Below are 16,693 nucleotides of genomic sequence, written 5' to 3'. Positions count from 1 at the left end.
TTTAAACTTATTTACTTGTAAAAAGTGTTGGATTAATTGTTAACATTACCCAAGCCCAGTTATTTGCATTTGAAGGGTTTGGTACATTTTTAAGAACTTCCATACCTTCTGAAGCAAACATTTGAGAATACCCTGCACCAATAGTTACATCTTTTGTATACTTATAATTGTATACAATGTCTATTTCTGTTCCCAATTGCTTATCTATATTTTCGGCAATTTTAGCATGTGATGTAAAATTATGTAGGTATAAACTTAGGTTAGATTTTTCGCCTATTTTTGTTGAAGCACTTGCAAAAACATCAATTAAACCTGTGCTATTCATATGGTTTCCAACATAAAAGTAGTCCATAAATCCGTTGAATTTATGATTGGTTCCATAGAATGGTGTAAAGGCATGATTTGTTGATAAATCATCGTTATAAGCATTACCCGATTGTACTTCAAAACCAAGCCCAAGATTCCAATTTTCTGAAACTTTATAACCTAAATTCATTCCTATTAAATAGGCATCTAAATCTTTAGAAAAGACATCTTTTCCAAATTGATAATAGATGTTAGAACTTGCATTTAAAGCATCTGAAAATTTATACTTTAAATGTGTTCCTATGGTTTGACTATAACGAGTTTCGCTATTTTCTGAATCAATAATATCAATGTATTGTAACCCATTATTTAAAAATAAAAAACTTGTACTAAAATTATTTAAAGTTTTATGAAACCAAGCATATTGTAATGCTTTGTAATTATTTGAAGTTGTATAAATAGTACCAGAAAGTTTTTCATAGTCCTGATTAAAAGCTAAACCAATATCTAAATTAAAGGTTTTTCCAAACTTTAAAACCAAGGCATCATGGCTTCTTGCTTGTGTTGCCCAACCAACGTTTCCAAAAATTCTATGATCATCATAAACAATTTCTTGACGTCCAGCTTTTAATTTCATTTCTTTGAAATTTACCAATCCCCAAGCTTGGTGAATTGCCAAACCATTTTTATCACTTACATTTAATTGTGATACATCTCCCCAAACTCTCACATCTTGTAGGCTAACGTAAAAGCTATAAAATTCAGTAGCGTAGTTAAAATTTAAACGCGTACGTTGTGAAGTAGCAAAAGCAGCATCTGCATTTTCAAAATTTAGAGTTTTATATCCATTTCTAAATTCAGTTCTAGGTCTTAACTCCCCACTCAATGTAAATTGAGCAAATGTTTGAGAAACTATAAAACTTAAAATTATAACAAATGTATATCTTAAATTCATAATAAGTTGGTTTAGTTTACTTTAACAAAAAAACAACTTTATTAGTAATTAAAATATGATTTAAATCAGTTATTAAGACTTTTTTATCTTTTTTTATGGTTTAAAATGTCATTTTATAAGAATTTAAAAAACTAAGGAGCAGGATTAGGCTGTAATTCTTGAATTTTGTTTATTTTTTCAAGTGTTTCTTTAGAGAGTTCTATGTGAATACTTCCAATATTTTCTTCCAATTGTTCCATTGTGGTAGCTCCAATAATATTAGCTGTTAAAAATTCACGCTGATTTACAAAAGCTAATGAAAGTTGTGCTAAACTAATCTCTAATTCTTTAGCTAATTCTGCATATTTTTCAGTCAAAAAAATAGATTGTTTACTACTATATCTATTGTATTGTGGAAATAATTTTATACGAGAATTATCGGGCATTTTTCCGTTTAAATATTTCCCTGAAAGTGTTCCAAAACCTAATGGAGAATACGCTAATAAACCAATATTTTCGCGCATAGCAACCTCTGCCAAATTAATTTCGAAAAAACGATTTAAAAGAGAATATGCATTTTGAATGGTTTTACAACGTGTTAAACTATTTGTGTTACTTTCTGATACATGACGCATAACGCCCCAAGAAGTCTCATTAGAAACACCATAATGACGTATTTTACCTTGCTTTACAAATTGATCTAAAGTTTCAATAATTTCTTTAAAATTATCTTCCCATTTTTCATCAGCATTATGTACATAATTTCTTTTACCAAAAAAGTTTGCATTCCTTTCAGGCCAATGTAACTGATACAAATCTATATAATCGGTTTGCAATCTGTTTAAGCTTTTAGTTAAAGCATCTTCTATGGCGTCTTTAGAAAAGCCTAAATTCTCTCTTATATATTTAAAAGATTCATTTGGGCCTGCAACTTTAGAAGCAACTACTAAATTTTCTCTTTTTTGATGTTTTAACCAACTTCCAATATAACGTTCGGTACTACCTTGTGTAGCGGCTTGTGCGGGTACCGAATACATTTCTGCAGTATCAATAAAATTTACACCTTGTTCTACAGCATAATTTAATTGTTCATGAGCCTCTTTTTCGGAATTTTGTTGACCGAAAGTCATAGTTCCTAAACAAATTTTACTAACCTTAATATCGGTATTTGGAATGTTGGTGTATTTCATTTTAATAGTTTAAATATTTAAAAGTTGAATGATTTATTTAAAGCGGTAAAAGTAAAGAAAACAAGGACGATAAAAAAACCGTCTCAAAATTTGAGACGGCTTTAATTTTATTTTTAAATGCAAAGGATTTCCAATTTAAAACCCTATAACAATTAAACTTTTATTTTAATATTGCTTCAATACCTGGTAATGTTTTTCCTTCTAAGCTTTCTAACATTGCTCCACCACCTGTAGAAACATAACTTACTTTATCTGCAAAACCAAATTGTTTTACAGCTGCAACAGAATCTCCACCACCTACAAGTGAGAATGTTCCGTTTTTAGTTGCTTCTGCAATAGAGTTTCCAAGTGCAATTGTTCCACCAGCAAAACTTTCCATTTCAAAAACACCTAATGGACCATTCCAAAGGATTGTTTTAGATTCTTTTACAATTTTGTCGAAAATTTCTCTTGTTTTTGGACCCGCATCAACACCTTCCCAACCATCAGGAATAGCATATATATCACAAACTTGAGTATTTGCATCGTTGCTAAAATCATCAGCAGCAATTACATCAACTGGAATATGAACTTGAACATTTTTAGCTTTTGCTTTTTCTAAAATTTCAAGAGCTAATTCTTGTTTGTCATCTTCGCAAATAGAATCTCCAATTTTACCACCTTGTGCTTTTATAAAAGTAAAGCCCATACCACCACCAATAATTAAGTGGTCTACTTTATCTAAAATATTTTCAATAACTGTAATTTTTGAAGACACTTTTGCACCTCCTAAAATAGCTAAAACTGGTTTTTCACCTTCTTCTAATATTTTTTTAAGACTTATAATTTCTTGTGCTAATAAAGCTCCAAAGCATTTTGCATCAGGAAAAAACTGAGCAACTATTGTTGTAGAAGCATGAGCTCTGTGTGCAGTTCCAAAAGCATCGTTTACGTAAACATCTCCTAATTTAGAAAGTTGTTTAGCAAAATCTACATCTCCAGCCTTTTCTTCATTATGAAAACGTAAATTTTCTAATAATAAAACTTCACCCATATTTAATTCAGCTGCTGCTTTTTCAGCAACATCACCTACACAATTTGAAGCAAATTTAATTTGAACTCCAATAATTTCAGAAACTTTGTCTACAATATGATTTAAAGAAAATTTGTCTTCAACTCCTTTTGGACGTCCTAAATGCGACATTAAAACTACTGCTCCACCATCTTCTAAAACTTTTATAATTGTTGGTTTTGCCGCTTCAATTCTTGTTGCATCTGTTACGTTAAAATCTTCATCTAACGGTACATTAAAGTCAACACGTATTAATGCTTTTTTTCCTTCAAAATTAATATCTTGTATTGTTTTCATGTGTATTTTAATTTTTTTAAACGGTCACCTGCTGTTCGCTATTTATAGATTTGTTGCGTAATAAGCTTTTTAGCCTGCTCGGTTCATTTTTATATATATTAGTTGTACAAATATAACTCAATTTAGACTAAAGATTGCACTTTTTTACGAAACCGATTTCATTTTTTTTAATTAAAAGATTTAAGATTGAGAGATTGAAAGGCTTAATTAATTTAAAACTTAAAAAAAAGTTTTACTTTCGCTTTAATGAATTTTTCGGAAATATTAGGTCAAGAACATTTAAAAAACCATTTAGTAAAATCTACTGATAATGGTAGAATTTCTCATGCGCAATTATTTATTGGAAAAGAAGGTACTGGGGTGTTAGCAATGGCTATTGCTTATGCACAATATATTTTAGTGTCTTCAAACCAAAATCCTGAAATTGCTGCTGCAAAATGTGAAAAATTAATGCATCCCGATTTGCATTTTGCTTTTCCGGTTGCTACAAACGATCGCATTAAAAGTAAACCAATAAGTAATGATTTTTTAGAAGAATGGCGCGAATTTGTTAAACAGAAACCTTACGGAAATTTATTTGAATGGTTACAATCTATTGGCGTAGAGAACAAACAAGGTCAAATTGGTGTTGATGAAGCTGAACAAATTGTAAAATCTTTAAAATTAAAAAGTTACGAAGGTGGTTATAAAGTAATGATTATTTGGATGGCTGAAAAAATGAATACTTCTGCCTCTAATAAATTGTTAAAATTATTAGAAGAACCACCAGAAAAAACAGTTTTTTTATTAGTTGCTGAAGATGAACAACAAATAATTACAACCATAAAATCGCGTTGTCAAATATTGCATTTTCCATTATTATCTAATGAAGCCATTGAAAAAGGATTGATAGAAAAAGAAGGTGTAGAACCATCTCTAGCTGCACAAATTGCCTACCAATCCGATGGAAATTTTAACAAAGCCTTGCTTTTATTACACAACGACAATGCAGACGAGCAGTTTGAACAATGGTTTATAACGTGGATTAGAGCTGCTTTTAAAGCAAAAGGAAATGCTGCCGTAATACAAAACTTAATTAGCTGGAGCGAAACCATTGCAAAAAGCGGTAGAGAAACCCAAAAACGATTTTTAAAATATTGTTTGCAATTTTTTAGACAAGCCATGTTATTAAATTATAGTGCAGATTCTTTAGTGTTTTTAGAAACTAAAACACCTGGTTTTAAGTTAGATAATTTTGCGCCTTTTATTCATAGTGGAAATATTTTAGATATTACAAATGAATTGAATGATGCCATTTATCATATAGAGCGTAATGGAAATGCTAAAATTATATTATTAGATTTATCTATAAAATTAACACGTCTTTTACATACAAAAGAAACCACTTAATTATGTCTATTTTTAATGCTAATTCAGCTATAATTTTAGTGTTATTATTTTTTATAATAACTTATTTTTTTTCTGTTTTTGAAAAAATAACCGATTGGAAAAATACACTTCTTTATTATACCAATCATTTTAAAAAAACAATACTTCATAAAATGATTCCTATAGTAATGATTCAAATTTTAATTTTTGAAATTACAGCTGTTATCTTATTGAGTATTGGGCTTTATTTTTTAGTTATAGAAAACACTATTTCTATTGCTAAAATTGGATTGGAAATTTCTGCAATTACCTTATTACAATTTTTAATAGGACAACGATTGGCTAAGGATTATGCAGGAGCTATGAATATAACAATTTACTTTATATTAAATATTATTGGTATCTATTTATTAACTTAAAAATATAAAAATGAAACTATTAGGAATTGGATCTAGAATTAAACACACCGAATTTGGTTTAGGAGTAGTTACTAACGTAACCTCAAAACATTATTGGGTAACTTTTATAGAAAACGGATTGGAAACTATTGATTTAGATAGCGATTTTGAAGTAATTGAGAGTGTTGAAGATGAAGTGGATACTGTAAGTTTTTATGAAGTTGAAAACACACTTAAAAACATGCTAAAACAATGGTCAGATATTTCTGAAGTAATTCCGATAGCAGACCGTTGGAAAGGTGGAAAATTAATTATAGAACCAAAAGACACCAATTTAGCAAGTAAAGAAATTCCGATTGATACGTTTTTCCATAAAATTGTAATGGTTAGAGATAGAGTTAGAGTAATGGAGCAAAAAATAAATTCTAGCAAATTATTAGATGATCAAGAAAAAATTGATTTACAACAATATATTACACGTATTTACGGAAGTTTAACAACTTTTAATGTGTTGTTTAAAATAAAAGAACATCAGTTTTCGGGAGCTAAGAGTAAATAGTAAATTTTACACATAATTTTTAATATGTAATATAAACTAGTGAAAATATTGAAATAAAGATCCACAAACTTAAAGCCAATAGTATTGGTTTTAGTCCTGTTGATTTTAAGTCTGTTATTGAAATTGTTGAACCTACAAGAAACAACGTTAATACCAATAATCTTTTAGAAAAAAACACAATTTCACTTGTTATTAAAATTGGAAGTAACTGGTAACTATTTATAAAAATTGCCAGTATAAATAACAAAATAAAATATGGAATTTTAATTTTTTCTCCTTTAGTTTTAAAAATAAACATTGAAACAATAGACAAGGGTATAATCCATAATGTTCTAGATAATTTTACGGTTGTAGCAATTCTTAAAGCTTCTTCTCCATAACCCATCGCTGCTCCAACAACCGAACTGGTATCGTGTATAGCAATGGCACACCATAAACCAAATTGCTCTTGAGATAAATGTAATAAGTGTCCAATTGCAGGAAATAAAAACAAGGCAATAGAATTTAATAAAAATACAATTCCTAAGGCAATACTAATAGATTTACTATTGGCTTTTATTACTGGTGAAATAGCAGCAATAGCACTTCCTCCACAAATAGAAGTTCCAGAAGTAATTAAATGTCCTAATTTTTTATCTAATTTAAATACTTTAGTAAGTAACAAACCTAAACTTACCGTTAAAATAATTGAAAAAAATGTTAAACTAAAACCCTCTTTACTAGTTACAAGCGTTTCTTTTATTAACATTCCAAAACCTAAACCCACAACTGCAATTTTTAAAAAATGATGAATTGCTTTATGACTTTTTGATATAAAAGGATTTTTAAAAAGAAGTGCAAACACAAATCCAAGTAGTAATGCTGTAGGGCTATTAATTGTTCCAAATAAAATAAAAATTGCTATTAATAAGAATATAATTTTTGTTAATCTAACTTTCATATCGGTAGGAATTATCGATACAAAATTAGCTAGATAGAATAACTTTTTAGCAAATTAATTTATTGTTTGATATAACTAAAAGTTATAACTATTTAAGGTGTACTTTTCAAAATAATCCATTAAATTAGATTGATATCCGGTTCTAGAAACAAAATAAAACCATCGTTCAATATTTAAATCTTTAACATCTATAATTTTAAGCTTGTTATTAATTAATTCTTCAGAAATGGCATGAATAGACATAAACGCATAATTATCTGAATTAAAAAGATAATTTTTAATGGCTTCGGTACTATTTAGAGTTACAACAGTGTTTAATTTTTTAATTTTGTGCTTATTCAAATATTCAAAAATAATTTCTTTTGTTCCAGAACCCATTTCTCGTAAAATAATAGGTATTTCTTGAAGTGTTTTTAAACTAATAACATCTTTTTTAAAACTATTATTTTGAACATTGGTAACCAGCACAATTTCATCTTTAATAAACTCTTTAAATTGTAATTTACGGTTGGTATTTTTTCCTTCAATTATTCCAAAATTTAATTTTTGATTTAAAATTAACTCTTCAATATCGTCAGAGTTTCCACTGGTAATTTCAAACTTTGTTTTTGGAAATTGAATTCTAAATTTCGCTATTACTTTTGGAATAATATAATTTGCTACAGTTGTACTTACACCAAAATTAATAAAGTCTGGAAAACTATTATTTTGATGTAAAAACTGGTTTTCCATTTCGGTATAAATATCTAAAATTTTATTGGTATAAATTAAAAATGCTTTTCCTTCGTTAGTTAATTCTATAGAGTTTCTTTTTCTTAAAAATAAGGTAATTTTATAGGTTTCTTCTAAATTTCGTATTGTTTTAGAAACTGCAGGTTGCGATAAAAATAACTGTTCCGAAGCTTTTGTAAAGCTTAAATGATTGGCAACAACTTTAAAAATATGCAACTTGGTTTTCATTAACTTGTAGGTAACTTAATTGGTAAAATTATTTTAATTTATTTGACATTCTTTTTTTGAAAAATTGTTTTTCCAGTTACAGTAACTACGGCACCAATACCTATTAGTATTCCAGATACAAAGGATGCTAAATCGTTTTTAACTGTATATATTAATACTATTCCAATAACTAATGCAACAATTCCTAAAATTCTATATTTATTCATTTTTATAAACCTAATTAATTATCTTCCTTTAAATATGCTTCTAATACTGGTTGTGCTTTTTCAAAATCCATTGCACGAATTTTAAATCTAACTGTGCTTGTAGTTCCACCAACAAACCCTGCAAGGTTTCCAGAATTAAAATCGTTTTGAACTATTCCAAATACATCAATTGATTCTAGGCGTTTTTTTAGACCCATTATCATAATTTCTGAGCCTGTATAAAAATCTATAAATGCTTCATTATTTTCCATAATATTTATTTTTAAAAAATAGATAATTGTGTTTTAGTTGTAAATTGTTCTAAAAATTTCATTCCTTTTTTAGAATTTCCTTTTTTATTTAATCTAGGGCTCCAAACCGCAATACTGTATTGATTTGGATGTATGGCAACAATACCGCCACCAACACCACTTTTTCCGGGTAAACCAACTTTAAAAGCAAATTCTCCGGCTTCATCGTAAAAACCACACAATTGCATAATAGCGTTGATACGTTTAGACTTACTTTCTGAAATTACTTTTTTATTTGTAATTGGATCTATACCATCTGTAGTTAAAAATAAAAATGTACGAGAAAGCTCTTTACAAGTCATTTCTATGGAACATAAGTTATAATAAAAATCCATAACTACATCTATATCATTTTTAATATTGTTAAAAGATTTCATTAAATTTATAAGTGCTGCGTTTTTAAAACCTGTCTGTTTTTCAGACTCAACAATTCTAGGAGAAAAATCTATTAAAGGGTTTCCAGATAAGGCTCTTATAAAATTTAATATTTCCGTTTTTGGATCTTCAAAATAACTTATTAAAATATCACAAATTACAATTGCTCCTGCATTTATTAATGGATTTCTAGGAATGCCTTTATTATATTCTAACTGCACCAAAGAGTTAAAAGCCGTTCCTGAAGGTTCAACCCCTAAACGTTCCCAAATTTTTTCTCCAATTTTATTATATGCCAATGTTAATGATAAAACTTTAGCAATACTTTGTATCGAAAATTTTTCGTTTGAATCTCCAATACTAAAATGCTGATTGTCTGTAGTAGTAATATGTACTCCAAACTTGTTAGGATCTACCTTAGCAAGTTCAGGAATATAAGTAGCAACTTCTCCGTGTTTTTTTAACTTTTCTAAAGAAGAATATATTTTATAAATAATAGCATTATAATCCATATATTTTAATGTTCATTTGTTAAATTTTAATAAAATAACCACCAACTTTTCCTTGTTAAAAAAAGCTTTTAAAAGTATAAAAAATTAATGGATAAATTACGTATATTTATATCTTATGATAAAAGATATAAAATTAGCCGTACTTATTGATGGTGATAACATTCCTTCAAAATATATTAAAGAAATGATGCAGGAAATTACCAAATATGGTACGCCTACCGTAAAACGTATTTATGGAGATTGGACCAAACCTCAACTCTCTAAATGGAAAGTTATTTTATTAGAAAATGCAATAACACCTATTCAACAATATGGTTACACTACAGGTAAAAATGCCACGGATTCTGCCATGATAATTGATGCTATGGATATTTTATATTCAGAAAAAGTAGATGGTTTTTGCTTGGTTTCTTCAGATAGTGATTTTACTAAATTAGCTACTAGATTAAGAGAAGAAGGCCTAGTTGTTTATGGTATTGGAGAAAAGAAAACACCAGATCCGTTTATTGTTGCGTGTGATAAATTTATTTATTTAGAAATATTAGATACAAGCGAAGAAGAGACCGAAAATGGTAAATCAAAGCAGAAAAAAGCGAGTATCGATAAAATTACACCAAAAATAATTAGACTTTTAAGAAACTCTGTAGATGACACTGCCGATGATGATGGTTGGGCTTTTATGGGTGACGTTGGCTCGCTTATTATAAAAAAACAACCTAATTTTGATGCACGTAATTTTGGATTTGAAAAGCTAACTCCTTTGTTTAAATCTTTACCTCAATTTGAAATTGAACAAAGAGATAAAACCAGTGGGCGTTTTAAACTTATTTATGTTAGAAATAAAAAGAAAAATTGATATGCATTTTTGAATTTAATAAATACGATATAAACATTAGAGCTGTTGGTAAGTAATTTATTATTTGATTTGCTTTCTAACCTTAATAAATACAAATTTAACAATGCTTCTATAATATTTTATTGAATATAATTATTTTTGATATTAAGTTTTGCAACAAGTTGATATATAAAAGATTGATTATTAAAAATTGGTGAAATTATATAGTAATTGTATAAATTTAAAATTACATTTATACAATATTTTGAGAATTAATTAAAAAATTCTCTGTAAATAAAATTTAAAAACACTGTGATATTACTTTTAAATTATTTACTAGAAGTTGTGTTAGATTTAAATTTCAAAATTTCTTTTGCTTTTTCTAATAAATCCTTTGCTGTTCGTAAATCTTCAAAGTCTGATAAAATTTCACCTTTTTGATTTAGAACTAATAATGTTGGATACGACTTTACTCCATAATGTTTTGCAATTTCAATACCTTCTCCTTTTTCCACATCTATTTTTATATTAATAAAATTTTTATTGAAAAACGTATAAATAGGTTCTTGAGTAAACACATATTTTGATATTTCTTTGCAAGGTCTACACCAAGTTGTATAACAATCCATAAATATCAGTTTATCCTCTTTTACTGCTTTTGCTAATGCCTCTTTAAAAGTACCTTTTTCAAAGTTTATTCTTTTTTCTTGAGCACAAGATATAAAGCTTAAACTAACAAAAAATACCAGAACTAAAATTCGTTTCATTTTTTTATTTTTAATTATAATTTAAGTTTCAATGCCTCATTTGCTTTTTGTACTAAGGTAGCTGCACTATTAACTTTAAGATTTGATAAAATTTCACCTTTTTGGTTTAACACTAAAAATGTTGGATATAACTTCACTTTATAATATTTAGCCAGTTCTATTCCTTCTTCTTTTTCCATATCTATTTGCACATTTATATAATTTTTATTGAAAAATGGATAAACAGACTCAAGGGTAAAAATATGTTTATCAATTTTCATACAGGTATCATCCCAAGTTGTATAAAAACTCATAAAAATCAATTTATCTTCTCCCGCTGCTTTTGCCAAAGCCTCTTTAAAAGTACCTTTCTCAAAATTTATTTTTTTTTCTTGAGAGTACGATTTAAAACTCAAGGTAATAAGTAATACTGTAACTAAAATTTGTTTCATTTTTTTATTTTTAATATTAATAACTTAAAAAGTTTATGCGTGTTTGTAATCAAATAAAGCATGTCTAAAAAATTAAATTTTAGTCAATCTGAGTTAACCTCAAATTCTCATAATAATTGATTATCAATAAAATGAGATTCGAAACCTACCTATATGTGATAGGTTTCGAATGACTGTTTTCTAAAATTTTAAACAGCCTCATCTTTTTTAATGTTCAGCTACGTCTTTATAGATCTAGTTTATTTTATTGTGTTACAGGCCAATCTTGATTGAATTGTAATACTTGAGATGGTATTTGTAGTGTATATTTACTACTTCCTGGAGATAAAGTAGCAATTATATTTCCTTCTTCATCATATCTGTTAACAGCTGGCATGCGATTTTCTGCATCAAGTCTTCTCATATCAAACCAACGCATACCATGAAATGGAAATTCGTGCATTCTATCTTTAATAATTTCATTTAAGACCTCTTCTTGATCTGCTGATTCAAATTTCACATAAGATGAAGAAGGAAACCTGTGTTTACGTACTTCATCTAATTCATCGCAAGCTACAACAAGATTATTTGTACGTGCAGCTGCTTCAGCCATAATTAATCTCATCTCTACAACTGAAGTTCCACAATTAGGATATACATATTTTCCTGTCATAGTAATTCCACCTGGCCAATACATTGTTACACCCCTACTAGGAAAAATATATCCAGCCAACATAGGAAAAAAAGGTACGTTAGAGAAATAAAGATTTAAGCGTTTATCTTTAGTATTATATGATTTAAGTAACTCTAATGTTGGAAATTCAGGAACTCCTATACCAGAATTATATCTAGCAAAAATAGCATCTGGTCTGTACTTTAAATCAGGAATTACAGACGCATTAGGTATATTAGCATAATCTACTATTTCATTAGGTCCGTTTTCTAAAGCAAGCTTAGCATAACGGTCTGCATCTTGATACTTACCCATGAATAGGTAAGTTCTTGCTAAAATACTATATGCTCCTGCTACACTTCCTCTAAATTTATTATCATTATTATTATCTGGAAGATTAGGTATAGCTTCATTAAGGTCTGTAATTATATAATCGTAAATTTCCTTAACTGAAGAACGGTCTGGAGTTGGTTCATTTAAATCATTTGAAATTACAAAAGGCACAGCAAGGTCTGTTGCTGATGTTGCATCATTATACTGTTTTCCATAAAGGTTAACAAGCTGCAAATAAGTAAAAGCTCTTCCCATTAGTGCTTCTGCCTCTATACTTTTCTTTTGTTGTGAAGTTCCACCAGTTGCATCTTCTATTCCCATTATTACGGTATTATAATAATAGATTGCTTTATATAAATCTGCCCATAACAACGGAGATGCTTTAGGATCTTCTAAAATTTGTTCTTGCCAAGTATAAAGTGATTGAACACCATATGATGGTTCGCTTGTAACGCTAGTTATGTCTTTTGTATCTGATAAATAATTTAAGTTAAAAGGTACTTGAGTTTGTAAGAAATCACTTTCTAACCATAATTCATAGTCGTTTACAGTGCTAAGCAACCTTACACCTTTTGGTTCAATACCCAAATAATCTTCACAAGATGTTTGGATAAACATTGAAAATATTACTAAGATTATCAATATAGTTTTATTCTGTTTCATTTGATTAGATTTAAAAGTTGTTTATGTTTAGAAATTAAAATTAAGCCCTAATGTATATGTAGGTGTCATATAAGTTTTTTGATAACTTCCAGTCCCTTTACTAAAGTTTTCTTTATTAAATCCAACTGTATAAATATTTGAAGCTTGTAATTTTATTTCTAGATTAGCAATACCTGAATTTTTAATAAAATCACTATTTCTAAAGCTATATGAGGCTGTTAAATCACCAATAGTTAAGTAGGCTCCATTAACAGTATATTTATCGGTATAAGCAATATAATGTGCATCGTTATTACTAGGGAAAGGTAAAATATCTGCATCTGCCTCGTCTCCAGGTTGTCTCCAATAATTATCAGCTCCTTCTATAGGTCTTATTTTATTATAAATAGTTGGAGCAGGAACTCTTACTTTAAAACCTCCATAAAAATGTGCCATACAATAAATATAAAAATCACCAATATCTACTCTATTACTAAATCCAGCGTTATATACAGGTATAGAACTACCCGCATATTCAAGATCAGCTAAACCTTGATCATCAGTAAAAAAACGTTTAGCAACACCATTTTCATCATAAGACATCGGGTAACCTTCATTATCAACACCTGCATATTTTAAGTTAAACATTGCCCCTATTGAATATCCTTTAAGATAATCTGCATAACTACCTGCTATATAGTTTCTTGATGATGTATTTTCTAATAAATTAGGATTATAAACATCAATTACTTCACTTTTATTATATGAAAATACCAACCCTGTATTCCAGTTAAATCTATTTTTTGAGATCCAATCTGCATCAATATCAATTTCAAACCCCTTATTAAGTATAGAAGCTCTATTTATCAATGCTGAATTACCTCCCTTAGTTGCATCTATTTGATTGGTTGCTAATATGTCTGTACTTTTCTTAACATAATAATCTAAGTGTACATTGATTTTATCTAATAACTCTGTATCTAACCCTAAGTTAAAATTTCTTGTTTGTTCCCATCTAAGACCACTATTAGCATAAGAATAAAGATCTAGCATTGGAGTTACTTCATTAGGTGTTACGGTATTTAACCCATTTGAAGCGATTACCTGAGGTAATGCATTTTTAGCTACATTCCCATTAAATCCGTATGCTGCTCTTAGTTTCATAGAGTTAACCAACTCTATATCTTTCATAAAATCTTCTTTATGGATATTCCAAGCTGCTCCTGCAGACCATAGTGGTTTATATTTATATTTTGGATTGGTTCCAAATAAATTAGATTGATCTACGCGGATACTACCAGTTAATGAGTATTTATTTTTAAAAGAATATACAATATTTGAATATGCTGATACAAAACGGTTATTTTCATATCCTTGAGAAAATAAATTTAGAAACGAAATTGTAGGGTTAAAAGGACTATATACAGCATTCATACCTGAAATAGCACTATAATCTACAGGTAATGTAAACAGTGTATTATCATCATATCCAAAATAAGCAGAAGAATTTGACTTATTAATAATTTCTCTTACTTCTCCTCCTAAAATAATATTAATCGTATGGTCTTCTTTAAATTGCTTATTATAATTAGCTTGTGCACGTAATGTATATCCTTCACTAGTACTATTTTGCTCTCTTAAAAAACCTCCTTTAGGTATATTAAAAACAAGACTACCAGATGTTCCTGTTGTATATCTATTTATATATTGGCGCGCTTCTAATGACTCTTCCTCTGCAAGATGTCTATTATCTAAACGAGATGATTCATAAACCCCTCCAAAACTAAAATTAAGTTCTTCTGTTAATTTATATTGAAAGTTTGCAGTAATACGATTAGATATATTACGAATATCGTCACTAACCTGTTTCATTTCACTTAGAGGGTAATACCTGTTATCTAACAACCCTGTATTCATTAAAAATTCATTATAATAAGGATTTGCTAATGATTTTGAATGAATGGAAAGCGGATTGTTGTCATTGTCTTGAAAACGTTCATATGGATATATACTATTTATATCTGGAATAGGTACATTAACCTGGTCCGAAATATTTAAATCTGATGTCATATCAAAAGAAAACCTTTCAGAGAAATCTATTGTTGTTCTTGCAGAAAGTCTAAAGAGACTTTGCTCATTCTCTTTTAAATCTAATTCTCTTTGTGAATAATCAGTAGTTATATAGTATTTAGCATTATCATTCCCTCCTGAAACGTTTAAATTATAATTTTTTGTTATTGCTGGACGTAAAAAAAGTTTACTGTAATCATCTGTATTATTATAAGACGCCAATTCAGATAATTGTCTATCTCGTTCTTCAATTGTGATAGGGTCTGTAAGAGATTTCCAATGCGCAATAATAGTAACAGCAGGATTAAGATTGTAAGAGCCTCCAGACTGAGTTGAAAGATAATCCCAGGCTTGATCAGTTACAAGAGATTTAGGGTTAATTTTTTCCCATTCTGTAATAATTTCTGAAGCATTTTCATCCCAACGATAGCGTGAATAATCTTCTTTTGGAGTAAAACTAAATGTAGTTCTAAAATTTACTTTAGGTTTACCAGCTTCTGCTTTTTTTCTTTCAATAATTATAACTCCATTAGAAGAGCGTGCTCCGTAAACTGTAGCTGCTGCTGCATCCTTTAAAATAGTAATAGATTCTATTTCATTAGGATTTATCATATCAAATGAAAGTTCTGTAGGATAACCATCTACAACAATTAATGGTTGTTTATTTCCGTAAATGGTAGAAACTCCTCTAATTTGAAATAAAGAGTTTCCTTCAAACTCTACATCATTATTAATAAGCAACCCTGGAACTTTATTTTGAATACTTTCGAAAAAATCTGATGTATTTACTCTAGTATCAATATCTTTTGCACTTATTGTAACAGTACTTCCAGTGCTTTGCTCTGGTTTAAGTTTTTGATATCCTGTACTAATTAATACTTCTTTTAATACTGAAATCTCTTCCTGCATTATTACATTTAATACTCTTTTCCCTTCGGTAACAGTAATTTCTTGATTTTGGTATCCAATAAAAGAAAAAACAAGTACTGAATTAGTAGGTGCATTTATTGAATAATTTCCTTCAAAATCTGTTGCTGTTCCTTGCTTAAAACCTTTAATTAATACTGTTACTCCAGGCAAAGGTAAACCAAGCTTATCAGTTACCTTACCAGTAATTTCTTGCTGAATAACCTCTGGTGGCATTTTTTTAAATAAAATAGCACCTGATTTAGAAAACTGGAAATTAAAAGGAGTTACGGTTTTACATTTTTCAAGTAAATCTCCCAATTTTATCTCTCCTTTATTAATTTTTATTTTAGGTGTATCCTTAAATAAACTTGTTTCATAAACAAAGGCATGGTCGGTTTGTTTTTTTACAATCTTAAAAACATCTTCCATTGATATTTCCATGTCAGATTCAAATGTTATAATGGTATTTTGAGAAAGTGCTTTTTCAGCATTAATACCAAAGGAAAGAACTGAAAATAAAAAAATAAATGCTTTCATTGTAATAATCAGAGACTTTTTAATTAGAAAAATTAATGCCCCATTTAGTTTTGTTTTCATAAATTTGAATGTTAGTTAATGAATATTAATTAATATCCGGGAATGGAGGTATAAATTTTCCAGATTCAGAC

General features: G+C 28.5%; 16 protein-coding genes. 4 read left to right on the top strand and 12 right to left on the bottom strand.

Annotation, left to right across the window (positions count from 1 at the left end):
* Positions 1–7: 7 nt before the first annotated feature.
* From MHL31_RS10875 to pgk, 3 genes are all read right to left on the bottom strand, one after another.
* Positions 8–1,261, bottom strand: coding sequence for an alginate export family protein (locus MHL31_RS10875; protein ID WP_240225979.1), 1,254 nt, complete (start codon positions 1,259–1,261; stop codon positions 8–10).
* 131 nt (positions 1,262–1,392) lie between these two features.
* Positions 1,393–2,430, bottom strand: a complete 1,038-nt coding sequence (locus tag MHL31_RS10870; RefSeq protein ID WP_240225978.1) for an aldo/keto reductase — start codon at positions 2,428–2,430, stop codon at positions 1,393–1,395.
* 160 nt (positions 2,431–2,590) lie between these two features.
* Entirely contained in the window at positions 2,591–3,778 is a 1,188-nt protein-coding gene (gene pgk / locus MHL31_RS10865; protein WP_240225977.1) for a phosphoglycerate kinase, read from the bottom strand.
* 246 nt (positions 3,779–4,024) lie between these two features.
* Between pgk and MHL31_RS10860 the strand changes: the two genes are divergently transcribed.
* From MHL31_RS10860 to MHL31_RS10850, 3 genes are read left to right on the top strand one after another with little or no spacing between them, the layout of a single operon-like run.
* Positions 4,025–5,167: a DNA polymerase III subunit delta' gene (locus MHL31_RS10860; protein WP_240225976.1), complete on the top strand. Its 1,143-nt coding sequence runs from the start codon at positions 4,025–4,027 to the stop codon at positions 5,165–5,167.
* 2 nt (positions 5,168–5,169) lie between these two features.
* Positions 5,170–5,565, top strand: a complete 396-nt coding sequence (locus MHL31_RS10855; protein ID WP_240225975.1) for a DoxX family protein — start codon at positions 5,170–5,172, stop codon at positions 5,563–5,565.
* A 10-nt stretch (positions 5,566–5,575) separates the two neighbouring features.
* Positions 5,576–6,103, top strand: coding sequence for a hypothetical protein (locus MHL31_RS10850; protein ID WP_240225974.1), 528 nt, complete (start codon positions 5,576–5,578; stop codon positions 6,101–6,103).
* Between the two features lie 19 nt (positions 6,104–6,122).
* On the opposite strand, the gene MHL31_RS10845 is transcribed toward MHL31_RS10850, so the two are convergent.
* The 5 genes from MHL31_RS10845 to MHL31_RS10825 form a co-directional block, all read right to left on the bottom strand.
* Positions 6,123–7,043 carry a YeiH family protein gene (locus MHL31_RS10845; RefSeq protein ID WP_240225973.1) on the bottom strand — a complete coding sequence of 307 codons (921 nt, stop codon included), beginning with the start codon at positions 7,041–7,043 and terminating at the stop codon, positions 6,123–6,125.
* A gap of 75 nt (positions 7,044–7,118) precedes the next feature.
* Positions 7,119–8,003, bottom strand: a complete 885-nt coding sequence (locus tag MHL31_RS10840; protein WP_240225972.1) for a LysR family transcriptional regulator — start codon at positions 8,001–8,003, stop codon at positions 7,119–7,121.
* 38 nt (positions 8,004–8,041) lie between these two features.
* Positions 8,042–8,209: a hypothetical protein gene (locus MHL31_RS10835; RefSeq protein WP_240225971.1), complete on the bottom strand. Its 168-nt coding sequence runs from the start codon at positions 8,207–8,209 to the stop codon at positions 8,042–8,044.
* 14 nt (positions 8,210–8,223) lie between these two features.
* Positions 8,224–8,460, bottom strand: a complete 237-nt coding sequence (locus MHL31_RS10830) for a hypothetical protein (protein ID WP_240225970.1) — start codon at positions 8,458–8,460, stop codon at positions 8,224–8,226.
* 11 nt (positions 8,461–8,471) lie between these two features.
* The gene (locus MHL31_RS10825; RefSeq protein WP_240225969.1) at positions 8,472–9,386 is read right to left on the bottom strand and encodes a glutaminase; all 915 of its coding nucleotides are present in this window, start codon (positions 9,384–9,386) and stop codon (positions 8,472–8,474) included.
* A gap of 115 nt (positions 9,387–9,501) precedes the next feature.
* Here MHL31_RS10825 and MHL31_RS10820 point away from each other — a divergent pair, with 115 nt between their 5' ends.
* Positions 9,502–10,242, top strand: coding sequence for an NYN domain-containing protein (locus MHL31_RS10820; RefSeq protein WP_240225968.1), 741 nt, complete (start codon positions 9,502–9,504; stop codon positions 10,240–10,242).
* Positions 10,243–10,550: 308 nt separating this feature from the next.
* Here the strand turns inward: MHL31_RS10820 and MHL31_RS10815 are convergent, their stop codons facing one another.
* From MHL31_RS10815 to MHL31_RS10800, 4 genes are all read right to left on the bottom strand, one after another.
* Positions 10,551–10,988 carry a thioredoxin domain-containing protein gene (locus MHL31_RS10815; protein WP_240225967.1) on the bottom strand — a complete coding sequence of 146 codons (438 nt, stop codon included), beginning with the start codon at positions 10,986–10,988 and terminating at the stop codon, positions 10,551–10,553.
* Between the two features lie 14 nt (positions 10,989–11,002).
* Positions 11,003–11,419 carry a thioredoxin family protein gene (locus MHL31_RS10810; protein ID WP_240225966.1) on the bottom strand — a complete coding sequence of 139 codons (417 nt, stop codon included), beginning with the start codon at positions 11,417–11,419 and terminating at the stop codon, positions 11,003–11,005.
* A 244-nt stretch (positions 11,420–11,663) separates the two neighbouring features.
* Positions 11,664–13,067: a RagB/SusD family nutrient uptake outer membrane protein gene (locus MHL31_RS10805; protein WP_240225965.1), complete on the bottom strand. Its 1,404-nt coding sequence runs from the start codon at positions 13,065–13,067 to the stop codon at positions 11,664–11,666.
* A gap of 27 nt (positions 13,068–13,094) precedes the next feature.
* Complete coding sequence (locus MHL31_RS10800) at positions 13,095–16,622, bottom strand: SusC/RagA family TonB-linked outer membrane protein (RefSeq protein ID WP_240225964.1); 3,528 nt, start codon at positions 16,620–16,622, stop codon at positions 13,095–13,097.
* Positions 16,623–16,693: the final 71 nt, after the last annotated feature.

The sequence above is a fragment of the Lutibacter sp. A80 genome, from assembly GCF_022429645.1.
GTDB lineage: Bacteria > Bacteroidota > Bacteroidia > Flavobacteriales > Flavobacteriaceae > Lutibacter.
The sequence above is the reverse complement of the archived record's forward strand: the minus strand, read 5'-3'. Positions and strand labels throughout refer to the sequence as shown.

What these genes read in the sequence shown, in the direction of transcription:
- MHL31_RS10815 (WP_240225967.1), bottom strand. Translation starts at nt 10,988, where the DNA reads ATGAAACGAATTTTAGTTCTGGTATTTTTTGTTAGTTTAAGCTTTATA.
- pgk (WP_240225977.1), bottom strand. Translation starts at nt 3,778, where the DNA reads ATGAAAACAATACAAGATATTAATTTTGAAGGAAAAAAAGCATTAATA.
- MHL31_RS10850 (WP_240225974.1), top strand. Translation starts at nt 5,576, where the DNA reads ATGAAACTATTAGGAATTGGATCTAGAATTAAACACACCGAATTTGGT.
- MHL31_RS10840 (WP_240225972.1), bottom strand. Translation starts at nt 8,003, where the DNA reads ATGAAAACCAAGTTGCATATTTTTAAAGTTGTTGCCAATCATTTAAGC.
- MHL31_RS10800 (WP_240225964.1), bottom strand. Translation starts at nt 16,622, where the DNA reads ATGAAAACAAAACTAAATGGGGCATTAATTTTTCTAATTAAAAAGTCT.
- MHL31_RS10825 (WP_240225969.1), bottom strand. Translation starts at nt 9,386, where the DNA reads ATGGATTATAATGCTATTATTTATAAAATATATTCTTCTTTAGAAAAG.
- MHL31_RS10820 (WP_240225968.1), top strand. Translation starts at nt 9,502, where the DNA reads ATGATAAAAGATATAAAATTAGCCGTACTTATTGATGGTGATAACATT.
- MHL31_RS10835 (WP_240225971.1), bottom strand. Translation starts at nt 8,209, where the DNA reads ATGAATAAATATAGAATTTTAGGAATTGTTGCATTAGTTATTGGAATA.
- MHL31_RS10870 (WP_240225978.1), bottom strand. Translation starts at nt 2,430, where the DNA reads ATGAAATACACCAACATTCCAAATACCGATATTAAGGTTAGTAAAATT.
- MHL31_RS10845 (WP_240225973.1), bottom strand. Translation starts at nt 7,043, where the DNA reads ATGAAAGTTAGATTAACAAAAATTATATTCTTATTAATAGCAATTTTT.
- MHL31_RS10855 (WP_240225975.1), top strand. Translation starts at nt 5,170, where the DNA reads ATGTCTATTTTTAATGCTAATTCAGCTATAATTTTAGTGTTATTATTT.
- MHL31_RS10830 (WP_240225970.1), bottom strand. Translation starts at nt 8,460, where the DNA reads ATGGAAAATAATGAAGCATTTATAGATTTTTATACAGGCTCAGAAATT.
- MHL31_RS10810 (WP_240225966.1), bottom strand. Translation starts at nt 11,419, where the DNA reads ATGAAACAAATTTTAGTTACAGTATTACTTATTACCTTGAGTTTTAAA.
- MHL31_RS10860 (WP_240225976.1), top strand. Translation starts at nt 4,025, where the DNA reads ATGAATTTTTCGGAAATATTAGGTCAAGAACATTTAAAAAACCATTTA.
- MHL31_RS10805 (WP_240225965.1), bottom strand. Translation starts at nt 13,067, where the DNA reads ATGAAACAGAATAAAACTATATTGATAATCTTAGTAATATTTTCAATG.
- MHL31_RS10875 (WP_240225979.1), bottom strand. Translation starts at nt 1,261, where the DNA reads ATGAATTTAAGATATACATTTGTTATAATTTTAAGTTTTATAGTTTCT.